13 protein-coding genes and 1 pseudogene are annotated in these 16,705 nt (G+C 73.6%); 4 read left to right on the plus strand and 10 right to left on the minus strand.

What is annotated here, in order from left to right:
- Nucleotides 1–216 precede the first annotated feature (216 nt).
- Together ACZ7LV_RS09980 and ACZ7LV_RS09985 are read left to right on the plus strand one after the other, a co-directional pair.
- Entirely contained in the window at nucleotides 217–963 is a 747-nt protein-coding gene (locus ACZ7LV_RS09980) for an MBL fold metallo-hydrolase (protein WP_471937618.1), read from the plus strand.
- A gap of 28 nt (nucleotides 964–991) precedes the next feature.
- The gene (locus tag ACZ7LV_RS09985) at nucleotides 992–1,798 is read left to right on the plus strand and encodes a DUF3097 domain-containing protein (RefSeq protein ID WP_471937620.1); all 807 of its coding nucleotides are present in this window, start codon (nucleotides 992–994) and stop codon (nucleotides 1,796–1,798) included.
- Between the two features lie 46 nt (nucleotides 1,799–1,844).
- Here the strand turns inward: ACZ7LV_RS09985 and ACZ7LV_RS09990 are convergent, their stop codons facing one another.
- The gene (locus tag ACZ7LV_RS09990; protein WP_471937814.1) at nucleotides 1,845–2,189 is read right to left on the minus strand and encodes a hypothetical protein; all 345 of its coding nucleotides are present in this window, start codon (nucleotides 2,187–2,189) and stop codon (nucleotides 1,845–1,847) included.
- Between ACZ7LV_RS09990 and ACZ7LV_RS09995 the strand changes: the two are divergent.
- A pseudogene (locus tag ACZ7LV_RS09995) lies at nucleotides 2,121–2,339 on the plus strand (MmyB family transcriptional regulator); the annotation flags it as partial. The gene ACZ7LV_RS09990 and the pseudogene ACZ7LV_RS09995 sit on opposite strands and share 69 nt — an antisense overlap.
- Nucleotides 2,340–2,367: 28 nt before the next feature.
- On the opposite strand, the gene hemW reads toward ACZ7LV_RS09995, so the two are convergent.
- From hemW to lepA, 4 genes are all read right to left on the minus strand, one after another.
- Nucleotides 2,368–3,600: a radical SAM family heme chaperone HemW gene (gene hemW, locus ACZ7LV_RS10000; RefSeq protein WP_471937622.1), complete on the minus strand. Its 1,233-nt coding sequence runs from the start codon at nucleotides 3,598–3,600 to the stop codon at nucleotides 2,368–2,370.
- Nucleotides 3,601–3,627: 27 nt separating this feature from the next.
- Complete coding sequence (locus tag ACZ7LV_RS10005) at nucleotides 3,628–5,760, minus strand: SpoIIE family protein phosphatase (RefSeq protein ID WP_471937625.1); 2,133 nt, start codon at nucleotides 5,758–5,760, stop codon at nucleotides 3,628–3,630.
- A 243-nt stretch (nucleotides 5,761–6,003) separates the two neighbouring features.
- Nucleotides 6,004–7,878, minus strand: coding sequence for an AMP-dependent synthetase/ligase (locus ACZ7LV_RS10010; protein ID WP_471937627.1), 1,875 nt, complete (start codon nucleotides 7,876–7,878; stop codon nucleotides 6,004–6,006).
- Between the two features lie 274 nt (nucleotides 7,879–8,152).
- Nucleotides 8,153–10,021, minus strand: coding sequence for a translation elongation factor 4 (gene lepA, locus ACZ7LV_RS10015; protein WP_471937629.1), 1,869 nt, complete (start codon nucleotides 10,019–10,021; stop codon nucleotides 8,153–8,155).
- 228 nt (nucleotides 10,022–10,249) lie between these two features.
- Here lepA and rpsT point away from each other — a divergent pair, with 228 nt between their 5' ends.
- On the plus strand, nucleotides 10,250–10,516 hold the full coding sequence (rpsT, locus tag ACZ7LV_RS10020) for a 30S ribosomal protein S20 (RefSeq protein ID WP_019074070.1): 267 nt from the start codon (nucleotides 10,250–10,252) through the stop codon (nucleotides 10,514–10,516).
- A gap of 281 nt (nucleotides 10,517–10,797) precedes the next feature.
- On the opposite strand, the gene holA is transcribed toward rpsT, so the two are convergent.
- The 5 genes from holA to ACZ7LV_RS10045 form a co-directional block, all read right to left on the minus strand.
- Complete coding sequence (holA, locus tag ACZ7LV_RS10025) at nucleotides 10,798–11,787, minus strand: DNA polymerase III subunit delta (protein WP_471937631.1); 990 nt, start codon at nucleotides 11,785–11,787, stop codon at nucleotides 10,798–10,800.
- Between the two features lie 100 nt (nucleotides 11,788–11,887).
- On the minus strand, nucleotides 11,888–12,133 hold the full coding sequence (locus ACZ7LV_RS10030; protein WP_471937633.1) for a hypothetical protein: 246 nt from the start codon (nucleotides 12,131–12,133) through the stop codon (nucleotides 11,888–11,890).
- 43 nt (nucleotides 12,134–12,176) lie between these two features.
- The gene (locus ACZ7LV_RS10035) at nucleotides 12,177–13,007 is read right to left on the minus strand and encodes an arylamine N-acetyltransferase family protein (protein WP_471937635.1); all 831 of its coding nucleotides are present in this window, start codon (nucleotides 13,005–13,007) and stop codon (nucleotides 12,177–12,179) included.
- Nucleotides 13,008–13,011: 4 nt separating this feature from the next.
- Nucleotides 13,012–15,501 carry a ComEC/Rec2 family competence protein gene (locus ACZ7LV_RS10040; protein WP_471937637.1) on the minus strand — a complete coding sequence of 830 codons (2,490 nt, stop codon included), beginning with the start codon at nucleotides 15,499–15,501 and terminating at the stop codon, nucleotides 13,012–13,014.
- Complete coding sequence (locus tag ACZ7LV_RS10045; RefSeq protein ID WP_471937639.1) at nucleotides 15,498–16,688, minus strand: ComEA family DNA-binding protein; 1,191 nt, start codon at nucleotides 16,686–16,688, stop codon at nucleotides 15,498–15,500. Before ACZ7LV_RS10045 ends, ACZ7LV_RS10040 begins: the two co-directional genes overlap by 4 nt.
- Between the last annotated feature and the right edge of the window lie 17 nt (nucleotides 16,689–16,705).

Raw genomic sequence — 16,705 nt, forward strand, 5'->3', positions numbered from 1 at the left:
GGCGCTCCCCCTGGCACTCGACAGACGCGAGTGCCAGCCTTACCGGCCCAGTGTACGGCCGTCGGGTACGCCCCGGGCAAGGCCCGTCCTGCCAGGTCGTGCCGGACGGGGGCGGACGGCGGGCCCGTCGGGCCCCTCGCCCCTGCCACCGTGCTCCCGATTCCGGACCTTCGCCGCCGGGCGCGCGAACACCGCGACAGGGCCTAGCGTCGCCGTATGAGCGTGACTTGGGAAGAGGTGGGCTGGGAGCGGCTCGCCGGCGGTGTCGGGCGGTGCCGGCTGCCGGGATGGGACTGCACGGTGGGGCTGGTGACCGGCCGGGGCGCGGCGCTGCTGATCGACGCAGGGTCGAGCCTCGCGGAGGGTGCCGCGCTGCGGGCGCGGGCGGAGGCACTCGCCGGGCGGCGTGTGACCCATCTCGCGCTCACGCACCCCCACTTCGACCACGTCCTCGGCGCCGCGGCGTTCGCGGGCGCGGAGGTCTTCGGCGCGGTCGGCGCCGACACCGTGCTCGGGGGGCGGCGCGGCCGGGAGGATGTGCGCGCGGACGCCGTCCGCCACGGCCTCGACGCGGCGGCCGCCCAGGAGGCGACGGACACGCTGGTGGCGCCCCGCCATCTCGTCAGCGGCGAGTGGACCCTCGATCTGGACCCCGGCCGTCAGGTCCTGCTCGCCAACGTGGGTCCTGGGCACACGGCCCACGACCTCGTGGTGCTGGTCCCCGGGCACGGCGCGGGCGACCCCGAGGTGGTCTTCTGCGGCGACCTCGTCGAGGAGTCGGGCGAGCCGCAGGCGGGCCCCGACGCCGTGCCGTCCCACTGGCCCGCCGCCCTCGACCGGCTGCTGCGCCTCGGCGGCGAGGACGCGCTGTACGTGCCCGGTCACGGTGCGGTCGTGGACGCCGCGTTCGTGCGGCGCCAGCGCGACGCACTGGCCGCGCGGTTCGGCGTGTCGCTCGAATGACCGGCGAGCTGTCCATATCGTCATGCGAATGCGCCAGTACTCTCCGGACCTGACACCGCCGTGGAAGAAGCCCCGACCCGTGCCGGAGGTCGCCGCGGAGCCCGGTCTGGTGGTCGAGGAGCCCGGCACCGGCTTCTGCGGCGCGGTGATCGCCTGCGAGGCGGGCACGGTGACCCTGGAGGACCGCTTCGGCAAGCACCGGGTGTTCCCCCTGGAGCCCCGGGGCTTTCTGCTGGAGGGCCGCGTGGTGACCCTGGTGCGGCCCGCCACCGGTCCGGAACGGCCCACCCGCACCGCCTCCGGTTCGGTCGCCGTTCCCGGCGCACGCGCGCGCGTGGCCCGCGCCGGCCGCATCTACGTCGAGGGCCGGCACGACGCCGAGCTCGTCGAGAAGGTCTGGGGCGACGACCTGCGCGTCGAGGGCGTGGTCGTGGAGTACCTGGAGGGCGTGGACGACCTGCCGGCGATCGTGCGGTCCTTCGCGCCGGGCCCGGACGCCCGGCTGGGCGTGCTCGTGGACCACCTGGTGCCCGGCACGAAGGAATGGCGCATCGCCGAGTCGGTGACGAGCGAGCACGCCCTGGTGGTGGGCCACCCGTACATCGACGTGTGGGAGGCGGTGAAGCCGTCGGCACTGGGCATCCCCGCGTGGCCGGCCGTGCCGCGCGGGCAGGACTGGAAGACGGGGGTGTGCCGGGCCCTGGGCTGGCCGTCGGAGAACACCGGGGCCGTGTGGCAGGCGATCCTGAAGCGGGTGGGGTCCTACAAGGACCTGGAGCCGGAGCTGCTGGGCCGCGTGGAGGAACTGATCGACTTCGTCACGGCGCAGCCCTGAGCGAGGGCCCGCGCGGCGGCCTCACCAGGACCGCGTGTCCGCCGCGCTACCCCAGGGACGGAACGTCCACGAGCCGTTCGGAGAGCTGCCAGACCCGCTCGGCCGCGTCGGTGCCGCGCAGCCGGCTGTACAGCTTCTGCTCCCCCGGAGGGCCTCCCATGCGCCCGGGCCAGGTGGGCCCGTAGAACCCGCCGCGCCGGGCGTCGGGGGAGGTGGCGGCGTGGAGGGCGGGCAGCGGAGCGGTATGGACCGTGCCCACGAGCAGGCCGCTCGACGACAGGGCGCGGATCAGCCGCACCTGCCTGGTGTCCTCGGCGCGCCCGACCTCCGAAGCCTGTGGAAGCTGCACGAGGTCGGTGTCCACCCCGGTCAGGTCAAACGCTTCGTCCACCCGGAGGTGGGTCCGCTGGAGCTGAACTGCCAGACCCTGCTCGACCCGGACCAGTCGCACTACCTGCTCGTGTACACCGCCGCGCCGGGGACCGAGAGCCACGACAAGCTGCGGCTGCTCTCCGTCATCGGGGCGCAGCCGCTGCGCTGATCCGCCCTGATCCGCGCCGACCGGGCGATCAGTCGACGAGGTCCCGCACCACGGCGTCCGCCAGGAGGCGGCCCCGCAGTGTGAGCACGGCACGCCCCTCGGCGTACGGCGCCTCCTGGAGGAGGCCGTCCGCCAGGGCGCGCCGGGCGGCCGCCCGGCCCTGTTCCCGCAGCAGCGACAGCGGTACACCCTCGCACAGGCGCAGCTCCAGCAGGACGCGCTCCACGCGGCGGTCCTCCTCGGTGAGCAGTTCGCGGCCCGCGCCCGGGGAACGGCCCTCCGCGAGCGCGGCGGCGTAGGCGCCGGGGTGCTTCACGTTCCACCAGCGCACGCCCCCCGCGTGGCTGTGGGCGCCCGGTCCCGCGCCCCACCAGTCGGCGCCCCGCCAGTACAGCTCGTTGTGCAGACAGCGCGCGGCCTCGGAGGTGGCCCAGTTGGACACCTCGTACCACGCGAACCCGGCCGCGGACAGCCGGTCCTCCGCGATCAGGTACCGGTCGGCGTGCACGTCGTCGTCCGTCATCGGCACCTCGCCCCGCCGGATCCGGCGGGCGAGCTGGGTGCCCTCCTCGACGATCAGCGCGTACGCGCTGATGTGGTCCGGCCCGGCGCCGAGCGCCGCGTCGAGCGACGCCCGCCAGTCGTCGTCGGACTCCCCCGGGGTGCCGTAGATCAGGTCCAGGTTCACATGCTCGAACCCGGCCGCCCGGGCCTCCGCGACGCACGCCTCGGGCCGGCCGGGGGTGTGCGTGCGGTCCAGGACCTTCAGCACGTGCTGCTTCGCGCTCTGCATCCCGAACGACACCCGGTTGTAGCCCCCCTCGCGCAGGGCCGCGAGATACGCCGGGTCGACCGACTCCGGATTCGCCTCGGTCGTGATCTCGGCGTCCGGTGCCAGCCCGAACTCCTCCCGGACCGCACCCAGCATCCGGACGAGGTCGTCCGCGGCCAGCAGGGTCGGCGTACCGCCGCCGACGAAGACCGTACGGACCTCGCGGGGGTCGTCGCCGAGCACCTTGCGGGCGAGCCGGATCTCGTCGATCAGGGTGTCGGCGTAGTTGTCGCGCGAGGCGAGCACGCCGCCCGTGCCGCGCAGCTCGTTGGCCGTGTAGGTGTTGAAGTCGCAGTAGCCGCAGCGGGTGGCGCAGTACGGGACGTGCAGATAAAACCCGAGGGGTCGGTCCGCCGCCCCGGCGAGCGCGGCCGGGGGCAGCGCGCCGTCGTGCGGGACGGGCTCGCCGTCGGGAAGTGCGGAAGGCATGTCCCCCATTGTCCCGTACGCCGGGCGTCACTCCGCCTGGAGCACCAGCAGCGCCAGATCGTCCTCCGGCGGGCGTCCGCCGAACTCGTGGACCAGGTGCCGGATCCGCTCGGCGATCAGCTCCGCGCTCATCCCCGCGCACCCCGCCAGCGCCGCCGCCAGGCCGTCCCCGTCGTCGAACTGGCGCGAGCCGCTGCGGCGCTCGGTCACCCCGTCCGTGACGCACAGCAGCGTGTCGCCGGGCCGCAGCTCGAAGGTCTCGCTGATGTACGTCTCGTCCTCCACGACCCCGAGCAGGGTCTGGGGCCGCGCCGCCGTGCGGACGTCGCCGGCGGGCCCGAGGAGCAGCGGCAGCGGGTGCCCGGCGGAGGCGACGGTGCAGCGGACGCCGCCGTCGAAGGGGGCGAGCTCGCCGTAGAGGAGCGAGAGGAAACGGGTCTGCGGGCCCTCGCCGGGGCCGACGGGCCCCACCAGGGCGCGGGCGGCCGCGTCGGCGGCCTCCGTGGCGTCGTCGAGCAGGAGCTGGTTGAGGCGGTCGAGGACGTCGGCGACGCGGTAGCCCTCGCGGGCCAGCAGCCGCAGCCAGGGGCGGGCCAGCCCGATCACGACGGCCGCCTCGGGCCCCTTGCCCTGCACGTCCCCGATGGCGAAGCACCAGCGCCCGTCACCGGCCGGGAAGAGGTCGTAGAAGTCGCCGCTGGGGCCGCCCTTGTCGCAGGGCTCGTGGACCAGGGCGCTGCGCACGCCGGGGATCTGCGCCACCGCTCCGGGCAGCAGGCCGCGCTGGAGCACGGCGCTGATGGTGGCCTGCCGGGCGTACTGCCGGGCCGCGCCGATGGCCAGCGCCACCCGCCGGCTCAGGTCCTCGACGAGTCCGGTGATCTCGTCCGGGAAGCCGAGGAGGCCGGCCCGACCGATGACCAAGGTCCCGAGCGGCCGCCCCCCGGCGACGAGCCGGTACGCCAGGGCACTGCCGCCGTGGTCCGTCCCGCCCGGACGGGAAGCACCGGCACCAGGGGGAACACCGGCACCAGGGGAAACACCGGGCGCACGCACCGCCGCGCCGGCCCCGACGGGACCGCCCGTGCCGTCGACCCCGTGACCGGGCCCCACAAAGACACCGGAGCCGCGCGGCGTACCGGCGGCGGCCGGGGACGCTCCGGGGCCGGAAGCCGTACGGGCCGCGGGAGACGACCCGTCGGCGGGGGCCGTGCCCGCCGGCGTGCCCTCGGGCAGGATGCCGTCTCCCCGTGGCTCGCCGGGCCAGGGGTCCGTGGGCCATGGGTCGGACGGCCAGGGGTAGGGCGTCGGGCCCGACGGTGCGAGGCCCTCGGCGGGGCGCGGTGGCTCCTTCTCCAGGCAGCTGCGGAGTTCCTCGATCCGCTCCTCGCTGGTGTGCCACACGCGCGCCAGGCGCGGTGCGCCCGCCCCGCCGCCCAGGGCCTCGTCCTCCAGCCAGACCGCGCACCAGTCGGCGAGCCGGGGCACGATCAGCTGTCCGGTGAGCGCGGCGACCAGGTCCTCGTCGAGCTGCCCGGCGAGCAGGTCGGAGGCCTCGGCGAGGAAGGACAGCGCGCCCCGCCCGAGCCAGTCCCGGTCCCGCTCCGCCCGCTGCGGCGCGGGCGCGAGCAGCTCGGCACCGAAGAACCCCGTCTCCTCGGGGTCGTACCCCTCCGTGTCCGGGCACACGTCGGCGGACATCCGCGCCCACACCGACTTGGCGCCCCGCCGGTACGTCACGCCCCAGGACTCGGAGAGCGCGGCGACCAGCCGCAGCCCGCGGCCGTACTCGGGCGGGTCGCACGCCGCCGTGCCGTCCCCGTCCCGGGGCGGCCGGGAGGGATGGTGGTCGCAGACCTCGACGACGACGGCACCGGTGTCCGGTTCCAGCCGGCAGACCAGCTCGACGTCGGTACCCGCGTGCACGACGGCGTTCGTGACCAGCTCACTGAGGACGACCATGGCGTCATGGGCGAGCCGGTCGGTGAGCCGTTCGGCGCCGGGCAGCCCGAGGGCGGTCCACTCCTGGAACGCCGCGCGCAGCAGCCCCCGCGCGGTGCCCGGCGCGAGCGGGCTTCCGCCCAGCGCGGCGCGCACCTGTGCGCCGGGGCGCACGGCGGCGAGGGACCCGGACTCCCTCTGCGCCGGAACGGCCCCCATCTACGGCTCCCTGAGCGGCTCGGACCCATACGCCTCGATCACGTCCGACAGGGTGACAGACAGGTCCCGCACATCAGCGCGGAGTTACCGAAGTGGCCAATTTCGACCAGAAAACGCCAGTCGCGCTTCCGCGCGGGCGCGAACCAGCCCCCTGAGGCACGGGGCTGTGTCCATATACCGCAACACCGCGGACGCGCGACCGGCCCAGGATCGGCCGACCGCGCGTGCGCCCCTCAGCGCCCCCTACGCCTCGCGCGTGCCCTCGTACATCTCCTCCAGCAGATGCTGGTACTCGCGCTCCACCACGGGCCGCTTCAGCTTCAGGCTCGGCGTGATCTCCCCGTGCTCCACGTCGAGGTCCCGGGGCAGCAGCCGGAACTTCTTGATCGTCTGCCAGCGCTGCAGCCCGGCGTTGAGCTGCTGCACATACCCCTCGACCATCGCCACGGTCGCCGGCGCGGCCACCACCTCGGCGTACGGCTTGCCCCCCAGCCCGTTCTCCTGGGCCCACTGCGTGATCGACGCCTCGTCGAGCGCGATCAGCGCGGCGCAGAAGTTCCGGTCGGCGCCGTGCACCAGGATGTTGGACACGTACGGGCACACCGACTTGAACGCGCCCTCGATCTCGGTGGGCGCGACGTACTTCCCGCCCGAGGTCTTGAACAGGTCCTTCTTGCGGTCGGTGATCCGCAGGTACCCGTCGGGCGACAGCTCCCCGATGTCCCCGGTGTGGAACCAGCCGTCGGGCTCCAGCACCTCCGCGGTCTTCTCCGGCAGCCCGTGGTAGCCCTCCATGATCCCGGGCCCACGCAGCAGGATCTCGCCGTCCTCGGCGATCCGCACCTCGGTCCCGGGCAGCGGCTTGCCGACCGTGCCGGTCCGGTACGCCTCACCCGGGTTCACGAAGGACGCCGCCGAGGACTCGGTCAGGCCGTACCCCTCCAGGATGTGGATGCCGGCACCGGCGAAGAAGTAGCCGATCTCGGGCGCCAGTGCCACCGAGCCGGACACGCACGCCCGCAGCCGCCCGCCGAAGGCCTCCCGCAGCTTGGAGTAGACGAGCGCGTCGGCGACCTTGTGCTTCGACGCCAGCGCGAAGGGCGCCGACGCGGTCCCGGTGCGCCGGAAGTTGTCCTGGGTGACCTTGGCGTACTCGCGCGCGACGCCCGCCGCCCACTGGAAGATCTTGTACTTGGCGGCGCCACCGGCACGGGCCTTCGCCGCGACGCCGTTGTAGACCTTCTCGAAGATCCGCGGCACGCCCGCCATGTACGTCGGCTGCACCACCGGCAGATTCTCGATGATCTTGTCGACCCGGCCGTCGACGGCGGTGATGTGCCCGACCTCGATGTGCCCGGAGGTCAGCACCTTGCCGAAGACGTGCGCGAGCGGCAGCCACAGGTACTGCACGTCGTCCGGCCCGAGCAGCCCGGTCGAGGCGATCGCCTTCGCCATGTACGACCAGTTGTCGTGCGGGAGCCGCACACCCTTGGGCCTGCCGGTCGTACCGGAGGTGTAGATCAGGGTGGCGAGCTGGTCCTTGGTGATCGCGCCGACCCGCTCCTTGACCAGGCTGGGCTCCTTCTGGAGCCGGGCCGCGCCCCGCGCCTCCAGCTCGGCCAGGCTGAGCACCCCGTCGCCGCTCTCCACGCCCTGCGCGTCGACCACGACGATGTGCGTGAGGTCGGGCAGCTCGGCGCGCCTCTGCTGCACCTTGGCCAGCTGCTCGGCGTTCTCCGCGATCAGCACCCGGCTGCCGGAGTCCGCGAGGATGTACGCCGACTCCTCGGCGTTGGTCTGCGGGTAGATCGTGGTGGTGGCCGCGCCCGCGCACATGATGCCGAAGTCGGCGAGGATCCACTCGATGCGGGTGGCGGAGGCCAGCGCGACCCGCTGCTCCGGCTCGACGCCCAGCTCGATCAGTCCCGCCGCGATCGCGTACACCCGCTCGGCGGCCTGCCCCCAGCTCAGCGACTTCCAGTCGTCCGGCCCCTGCCCCGAGGCCGACGGCACCGGATAGCGGTACGCCTCGGCGTCCGGGGTGGCCGAAACGCGCTCCAGGAAGAGGCCCGCGACGGACGGCGGACGGTTCTCGATCAAAGTCTGTGTGTCGCTCACGACATCCTCCGGGGCCCGCGACGGTGCGGCTGGCTCAGGGCGTCTAGCGCCTTCAATGCGGCAGTTTTTTCACTCGCGAGCCGTTGTTTAACTCGCGAGTAACTATCGAGCAGGCATCAGGTTAGATGCCTACCGGCCACTGCGTAAGAGTCCGCGCTTTGTCACTTCCTCCAGAAGGACGGTCGTACACACGCCGAAGGGGCCCGCCGTGGCGTACGGCAGGCCCCTGTTCGCGCGAATTGTGAGGTAACCCCTCGACGGAGGTCGGCGGCGGTTACTTCTTGCTCTTGCCCGACGCCGCGCTGTCGTCGCTGGACAGCACCGCGATGAAGGCCTCCTGCGGAACCTCCACGGAACCGACCATCTTCATCCGCTTCTTGCCCTCCTTCTGCTTCTCCAGCAGCTTCCGCTTACGGGAGATGTCACCGCCGTAGCACTTGGCGAGGACGTCCTTGCGGATGGCGCGGATGGTCTCGCGGGCGATCACCCGCGAGCCGACGGCCGCCTGGATGGGCACCTCGAAGGCCTGGCGCGGGATCAGCTCGCGCAGCTTGGCGACGAGCCGCACCCCGTAGGCGTACGCGGCGTCCTTGTGGGTGATCGCCGAGAAGGCGTCGACCTTGTCGCCGTGCAGCAGGATGTCGACCTTGACCAGGCTGGAGGTCTGCTCGCCGGTGGGCTCGTAGTCCAGGGAGGCGTAGCCGCGGGTCTTGGACTTCAGCTGGTCGAAGAAGTCGAAGACGATCTCCGCGAGGGGGAGCGTGTAACGGATCTCGACGCGGTCCTCGGAGAGGTAGTCCATGCCGAGCAGGCTGCCGCGCCGGGTCTGGCACAGCTCCATGATCGAGCCGATGAACTCGGTCGGCGCCAGGATGGTCGCCCGGACCACCGGCTCGTAGACCTCGCTGATCTTGCCCTCGGGGAACTCGCTCGGGTTGGTGACCACGTGCTCGGTGCGGTCCTCCATCACCACCCGGTAGACCACGTTCGGCGCGGTGGCGATGAGGTCGAGGCCGAACTCGCGCTCCAGCCGCTCCCGGATCACGTCGAGGTGCAGCAGCCCGAGGAAGCCGACGCGGAAACCGAAGCCGAGCGCGGCGGAGGTCTCCGGCTCGTACACCAGCGCGGCGTCGTTGAGCTGGAGCTTGTCGAGGGCCTCGCGCAGCTCGGGGTAGTCCGAGCCGTCCAGCGGATACAGGCCGGAGAAGACCATCGGCTTGGGGTCCTTGTACCCGCCGAGGGCCTCGGTCGCGCCCTTCGCCTGGCTGGTGACGGTGTCGCCGACCTTGGACTGGCGGACGTCCTTCACCCCGGTGATGAGGTAGCCCACCTCGCCGACGCCGAGGCCGTCGGCCCCCAGCATCTCGGGCGAGTTGGTGCCGATCTCCAGCAGCTCGTGGGTGGCGCCCGTGGACATCATCCGGATGCGCTCGCGCTTGTTGAGCTGGCCGTCGATGACCCGGACATAGGTGACGACGCCCCGGTAGGAGTCGTAGACCGAGTCGAAGATCATGGCGCGCGCGGGGGCGTCCTTGACGCCGACCGGCGCCGGGACCTCCCGGACCACCCGGTCGAGCAGCGCGTCCACGCCCAGACCGGTCTTGGCGGAGACCCGCAGCACGTCGTCGGGCTCGCAGCCCACCAGGTTCGCCAGCTCCTCGGCGAACTTCTCCGGCTGCGCGGCCGGCAGGTCGATCTTGTTCAGCACGGGGATGATGGTGAGGTCGTTCTCCATCGCCAGGTACAGGTTGGCGAGGGTCTGGGCCTCGATGCCCTGGGCGGCGTCGACGAGGAGGACGGTGCCCTCGCAGGCGGCGAGCGACCGCGAGACCTCGTAGGTGAAGTCGACGTGCCCCGGGGTGTCGATCATGTTGAGGATGTGCGTGCTGCCCGGGTCCTGGGAGGGAGCCCAGGGCAGGCGCACGGCCTGGGACTTGATCGTGATGCCGCGCTCGCGCTCGATGTCCATCCGGTCGAGGTACTGAGCACGCATCTGCCGCTGCTCGACCACACCGGTGAGCTGGAGCATCCGGTCGGCGAGAGTGGACTTGCCGTGGTCGATGTGCGCGATGATGCAGAAATTGCGGATCAGAGCCGGGTCGGTACGGCTCGGCTCGGGCACATGGTTAGGGGTCGCGGGCACGCAGGGTCCTGTCTCTTGAGGCGCCTTATGCCTCGGGTCGGATCGTTACGTAGCCTCCATGGTCCCATGGGCGGCGACCGGGGACCGGTTTGGGCCACCGAGGGCGCCACTGATACCGTGGGTCGCTGTGCCTCATGCCCTCTCAGCGCGAGGCGCGACCCAAGAAATCACCTGGCACGGGTCCCGGCGTCAGTCCGGTCCCGCGCCTGAACCTGAAAAGGCTCATTCGTGGCGAACATCAAGTCCCAGATCAAGCGGATCAAGACCAACGAGAAGGCCCGGCTGCGCAACAAGGCCGTCAAGTCCTCCCTGAAGACCGCGATCCGCAAGGCCCGTGAGGCAGCTGCCGCGGGTGACGTCGAGAAGGCCACCGAGTACCAGCGCGCTGCCGCGCGTCAGCTCGACAAGGCCGTCTCCAAGGGCGTCATCCACAAGAACCAGGCCGCCAACAAGAAGTCGGCGCTTGCTTCCAAGGTCACCGCGCTCAAGGGCTGAACCCCTGCACCGATCTGATCGTGCACTGATCTGAATCGCCGGCAGGATCCAGGGCGGGCCCTCTCTCATCCGCCCCCTCCCGGCACCCCGGATTCGCGCGCGGCCTGCGTTCGCCACGCGGGCGCGAATCCAGCAGCTCAAGTCGAAGGCCCCGGCGTCCGCTCTTCCCCAGAGCGGCCACCGGGGCCTTCGCCTGTCCGGCACGGCGACGCGGCCACCGGGACCTTCCCACGTCCGGCACGGCGACGCGCTCGATTCCGGCATGATCCGCCGGACAGGCCCTAGCCGCGCCCCCGCGACCGCGCCGCCCGTGCGATCGTCACGACCGCCTTCTCCAAGGCGTACTCCGGGTCGTCGCCGCCCCCCTTCACGCCCGCGTCGGCCTCGGCGACCGCGCGCAGCGCCATCGCCACCCCGTCCGGCGTCCAGCCCCGCATCTGCTGCCGCACCCGGTCGATCTTCCACGGCGGCATCCCCAGCTCGCGGGCCAGATCGGCGGGACGCCCACCCCGCGCGGACGACAGCTTCCCGATCGCCCGCACGCCCTGCGCCAGCGCACTGGTGATCAGCACCGGCGCCACCCCGGTCGCCAGCGACCACCGCAGCGCCTCCAGCGCCTCCGCCGCCCGTCCCTCGACGGCCCGGTCGGCCACCGTGAAGCTCGACGCCTCCGCCCGCCCCGTGTAGTACCGCCCGACGACCGCCTCGTCGATCGTGCCCTCCACGTCCGCGCACAATTGGGACACGGCGGACGCCAGCTCCCGCAGATCGCTGCCGATGGAGTCGCAGAGCGCCTGGCAGGCCTCCGGCGTCGCGGACCGCCCCAGAGCGCGGAACTCTCCCCGGACGAACGCCAGCCGGTCCGCCGGCTTGGTCATCTTCGGGCAGGCCACCTCCCGCGCCCCCGCCTTGCGCGCGGCGTCCAGCAACCCCTTGCCCTTGGCCCCGCCGGCGTGCAGCAGCACCAGCGTGATCTCCTCGGCCGGCGCCCCCAGATACGCCTTCACGTCCTTGATCGTGTCGGCCGACAGATCCTGCGCGTTGCGCACGACGACGACCTTGCGCTCCGCGAACAGCGACGGACTGGTCAGTTCCGCGAGCGTGCCCGGCTGGAGCTGGTCAGGCGTCAGGTCCCGCACGTCCGTGTCGGCGTCGGCGGCCCGCGCGGCGGCCACCACCTCCTGCACGGCACGGTCGAGCAGGAGGTCCTCCTGGCCCACGGCGAGCGTCACGGGGGCGAGAGGGTCGTCTTGAGCAGTCTTCCTGGCCATCCCGCACAGCATCCCACGCACCACCGACAACGACGCCGCCCGCAGCCACAGCCACGATCGCGATCGCGGTCACGACCGCCCGCCGCGACCGGCCTGTGGCCTACGGCTCCTCCCGCCATCCCTCCCACTCCGCCGCGAACGCGTCCAGCTCCCCGGCGTCCAGCCGCCCGTCCTCGTCCCGCAGGACGACCAGCCACTGCGCGTCCTCGGCGTCGTCCTCCCCCGCCAGCGCGTCCCGCACCAGCAGCGGCTCCTCACGCAGCCCGAACCGCTCCCCGAGCGCCTCCGCCACCTCCTGCGCGGCATCACGGTCGGGCAGCACCAGCACATGTCTCACATCACTCACGCAAGCCATCTTCCGGCACCGCCCGGTCCCGCGAGCATCCAGGTCAGCTCGCCCCGCCCTCGCTCCCCCGCACCACCGGCACCCGGTCCAGCACGATCCCGAACCGCTCCCGGTACACCGCCAGCACCTCCTCGTCCGTCTCCAGCTCCCGAGCGTCCCGCGTCCCGTCCGGCGCCGTCACCTTCAACTGCCGCCCGCTGAGCGTGATCCGTCCGCCGTCCTCGGTCAGCCGGGAGCACACCAGCGACTGCACGAAGTGCGACCGGGGCGAGGTGGTGTGCCACCAGGCCCCGGCCACGAAGTCCCCGAGCGCCCGCGGCCGCGTCTCGAGCCGGTACACGGGACGGCCGTCCCGCACCAGGTCCACGTCGGGAGTCCCGGGCCCCCGCGTGCCAGGCGGTTCCGGCCGCACCTGGGTGATCCGGAACGCGCCCCCGGGGTCCTGCTGTTCATGCCCCTCCTCGAAGACCAGCGGGTAGTGGCTGAGCGCGCCGAACCCGACGTCGGCCAGCCACTCGCCCGCGTCCACCGTGCGCACCCGCAGCGCCAGGTGGTCGTAGGGGATCCCGAGTCGCCCCTCCTCCGTGTGGACCCGCCCCGCCAGCAGCGACACGTCGTACCCGAGCGCGGCGAGCAGCGCCCCGAACGCCCCGTTCAGTTCGTAGCAGAACCCGCCCCGGCGCGCGCCCACCACCTTGTCCAGCAGTCGCTTCTCCTCCAGCACGATCTCCTCCCCGAGATGGATCGCCAGGTTCTCGAAGGGGACCGTCTGCAGATGCCGCAGTTGCAGTTCACGCAGGACGTCGATGGTGGGCCATGCCGGGGGCCGGACCCCGAGGCGGCTGAGGTAGGCGTCGACCTGTGCGGAGTTCATGCCCTCAGTCTCGCGCCACGCGCAACCCCGGACCCGCACCCACGACCGCCATCGCGCCGTCGACATCCGTCCGCAGCACCGTCGCGCCCCGGTCGCGCAGCGCCGCGACCGTACTGGGAGCCGGGTGGCCGTAAGGGTTGTCCGCACCGCAGGAGATCAGCGCGAGCCGCGGCGCGGCCCGGCGTATCAGCTCCGGATCCTGGTAGGCGGAACCGTGATGAGCGACCTTCAGCACATCGACGCCGTCCACCAGCGCCGCCCCCGGTGACCGCAAGAGCGCCTGCTGGGCCGGGGGTTCGAGATCCCCGAGCAGCAGCATCCGCAGGCCCGCCGACCGGACGAGCATCGTGACACTGGCGTCGTTCGCGCCCTCCGGCGCCCGTGACGGTCCCGGCGGCCACAGGACCTGCCACGACAGGTCCCCGGTGCGGCGCTGTTCTCCGGCCAGGGCGCGGGTGACCGGCACGCCCCGCATCGCCGCCTGTCTGTGGACGAACTCCGCCTGGTCCACCGGTTCCTCGAAACCGGTCGTCTCGATCGCCCCCACGGCCCGCCCCTGCAGCACTCCCGGGAGCCCTGCCACGTGGTCGGCGTGGAAGTGGGTGAGGACCACCAGCGGAACGCGGGTGATGCCGAGGTCGCGCAGGCACCGGTCGACCAGTCCCGGGTCGGGCCCCGCGTCGACGACGACCCCCGCGCCCGGCCCGGCCGCGAGCACGGTCGCGTCGCCCTGGCCCACGTCGCACATCGCCAGCCGCCAACCCCGGGGCGGCCAGCCGGTGACGACGGAGGCAAGCGGTGGCGGCTGCACCACCGCCAGCACCAGCAGCACTCCGCAGCCCGCGCACCACCACGGGTGCCGCAGCAGCCGCCGGCCGACGACCATGACGGCCACCGTGACGAGGGCGAGCAGCGCCGCCCCGCCCCAGCCACCCGGCCAGTCCACCCCGGCACCGGGCAGCGCCGCCCCGGTCCGGGCGACGTCCGCGATCCACCCGGCCGGCCAACTCGCGCACCAGGCCAGCGCCTTGGCCACCGGCATCGTCAGCGGCGCCACCGCCAGTGCCGCGAAGCCCAGCACGGTGGCCGGCGCGACCGCGAACTCCACGAGCAGGTTGCACGGCACCGCCACCAGGCTCACCCGCGCCGACAGCACCGCCACCACCGGCGCGCACAGCGCCTGCGCCGCCCCCGCCGCCGCCAGCGCCTCCGCCGGCCGCGGCGGCACCCCGCGCCGGCGCAGCGCGGCGCTCCACCGGGGCGCCACGGTGAGCAGCGCGCCCGTGGCCAGCACGGAGAGCAGGAAGCCGTAGCTGCGGGCCAGCCATGGGTCGAGGAGCACCAGCAGCAGCACCGCCGTCGCCAGTGCCGGGATCAGCGACTTGCGGCGGCCGGTCGCGAGGGCCAGCAGCGCCACGGCTCCACAGGCCGCGGCCCGCAGCACGCTCGGGTCCGGTCTGCATACGACGACGAACGCCAAGGTGAGGGCTCCGCCGCACACCGCGGTCGTCCGCAGTGAGATGCCGAGCCGGGGAGCGAGGCCACGCCGCTCACTGCGCTGCGCGAGACCGGGTGGTCCCAGCAGCAGCGCGAGGATGATCGTGAGGTTGCTCCCGGAGACGGCGAGCGTATGGGCGAGATCGGTCTCCTTGAAGGCCGCGTCCAGCTCGGGGGTGATCCGCGCGGTGTCCCCGACGACCAGCCCGGGCAGCAGCGCCCGCGCGTCCGCCGGCAGTCCGTCCGTGGCCTCGCGCAGGCCCGCCCGCAGCCGTCCCGCGAACCGCTGTGTCCGCGACGGCTCCCCCACCACCTCCGGCCCGGCCCGGTCCCGTACGCGCAGCACCGCCGCGATCCGGTCCCCGCCCACCAGGGCGGGTGCCAGCCGCCCGATGACCCTGACCCGTGTGGAGGGCAGCAGCCCGAGCCACTCGCGCCGCCCGGCCGCCCCCGCCTCGACGATCACCAGCACGGGGGTCCGCGTCACCGCCCTCGCCCCACCCGTCTCCTCGACCCCCCGGACCTCCGCCTTCACCAGCACGGACACCGGGGCCAGGTGGTTCCCGGTGACCCTCGGCCGCGTGAGCCGGGGGTCGGAGGTGACCGTGACCTCCGCGGTCACCGTGGCGTGCCGAGCCGCGAGCCCCGGCACCGGTCCCCGGCGCAGATCGGCTCCGTGCGTCCCGGCCGAGACGGCGGCAGCGGCGACGCAGAGCAGCACGGCGGCGACGGGGGCACGCGGCCGGGCGGCCACCGCCCCGGGCACGGCGCCGAGCAGCAGTCCGCACGCCACGACCAGGCAGGTGGCGGCCACGCCGACGAGCAGCCCGGGTGAGGCGTCCAGCGCCGTGGCCGCCGTCGCCCAGGCGGCCAGAGCAGGCGGCACGAGCCGCAGGTCCGCCGGTCCTTCCTGCCGGGGGTGGGCAACGCCGAGACGGCCCGGGGCGGGCGTGTGCGCCGAGGGGCGCGCGCCCTGGAGGCCCTGGGAGCGCCTCATGGCCGTACCAGGTCCCGCAGGTCGGCGAAGCGCCGTTCACCGATCCCGTCGACCTCGCGCAGCTCGTCCACCGAGCGGAAACCGCCGTGCCGGGTGCGGTGGTCGATGATGTGCTGCGCCAGCACGGGGCCGACGCCGGGGAGGGTGTCGAGCTGCTCCGCGGTGGCGGTGTTGAGGGAGACGGGAGCCGCCGGCGCACCCGCCCCGCCGGCCGGCACTCCCCCGCCCGGGGCGGCCGGGGCCGCCGGGACGGCCGCGGTCACCGGGGCACCGACGACCACCTGCTCGCCGTCGACCAGGAACCGTGCCCGGTTCAGACCCTCGACGTCCGTGCCGGGCCGCACACCGCCGGCCGCCTTCAGCGCGTCGGCGACCCGTGAACCGGCCGGCAGCCGATGGATCCCGGGCTCGCGCACCTTCCCGCTGACGTCCACGACGATCTCGGCGACCGGCGGGCCGGTGGTGGTGGCGGAGGGATCCGCCACCACGCCCGCGGCGGACGGCGGCGCGCCCTCCGGCCGCGCGAACGGCGCCGCCGCCCTGACCACCTCGGGCGCCCGCACGGACTGCGTCCGCCCGGCCCAGAAGTGCTGCACGGCGAACGCCGCGACGACGACGAGCAGCACGCCGAGCGCCAACACGCTCCTGCGCTCCAGACCGCACCGCGCCTGCAACCAGACCGGCATCCGCTCCCGCACGGCGAGCGCGACCCGATCCCGCCGGCCGTCCGCCTCGGAAGACACGTCCGTGGCAGCAGGCGCCCCCACGCCTCCCGGAAGCCCCGGGCCCTTCGGAATACCCGCGTCCGGCGCAAGCCCCACGTCCGCCGGAGGCCCCGCCTCCCCTGGAGGCCGCACGCCCTCCGGAGTGCCCGCGTCCTGCGCAAGCCCCGCGTCCGTCGGAGGCCGCGCTTCCCCCGGAGGCCGCACGTCATCCCGAGGCCCCGCCTCCCCCGGAAGCCGCACGTCCTCCGGAGGCCCCGCCCCCGACTCCCGCCACTCCTCGGTGTGTTCGCCGAAGAGCGCCTCCGCGCGGCGTCGGAGGTCCTGCGCCGCGGCCTGCCGGTGCCGGGCGCGGGTCAGGGACGGAGTGCGGCGCCGACGATGTGCCGTACGGCCGTCGGAGGCGGGTCCGCGGCCGGGTCCGCTCGTCACGGATGCCGCGCGTGTGCGTGATCGAAGTGCCATGCGACGAGGATGCGGCG

It is taken from the genome of Streptomyces sp. NPDC107562 (assembly GCF_055657325.1).

What these genes read in the sequence shown, in the direction of transcription:
- ACZ7LV_RS09980 (WP_471937618.1), top strand. Translation starts at nt 217, where the DNA reads ATGAGCGTGACTTGGGAAGAGGTGGGCTGGGAGCGGCTCGCCGGCGGT.
- holA (WP_471937631.1), bottom strand. Translation starts at nt 11,787, where the DNA reads ATGGCCAGGAAGACTGCTCAAGACGACCCTCTCGCCCCCGTGACGCTC.
- ACZ7LV_RS10035 (WP_471937635.1), bottom strand. Translation starts at nt 13,007, where the DNA reads ATGAACTCCGCACAGGTCGACGCCTACCTCAGCCGCCTCGGGGTCCGG.
- hemW (WP_471937622.1), bottom strand. Translation starts at nt 3,600, where the DNA reads ATGCCTTCCGCACTTCCCGACGGCGAGCCCGTCCCGCACGACGGCGCG.
- ACZ7LV_RS10045 (WP_471937639.1), bottom strand. Translation starts at nt 16,688, where the DNA reads ATGGCACTTCGATCACGCACACGCGCGGCATCCGTGACGAGCGGACCC.
- ACZ7LV_RS09985 (WP_471937620.1), top strand. Translation starts at nt 992, where the DNA reads ATGCGCCAGTACTCTCCGGACCTGACACCGCCGTGGAAGAAGCCCCGA.
- ACZ7LV_RS10005 (WP_471937625.1), bottom strand. Translation starts at nt 5,760, where the DNA reads ATGGGGGCCGTTCCGGCGCAGAGGGAGTCCGGGTCCCTCGCCGCCGTG.
- ACZ7LV_RS10040 (WP_471937637.1), bottom strand. Translation starts at nt 15,501, where the DNA reads ATGAGGCGCTCCCAGGGCCTCCAGGGCGCGCGCCCCTCGGCGCACACG.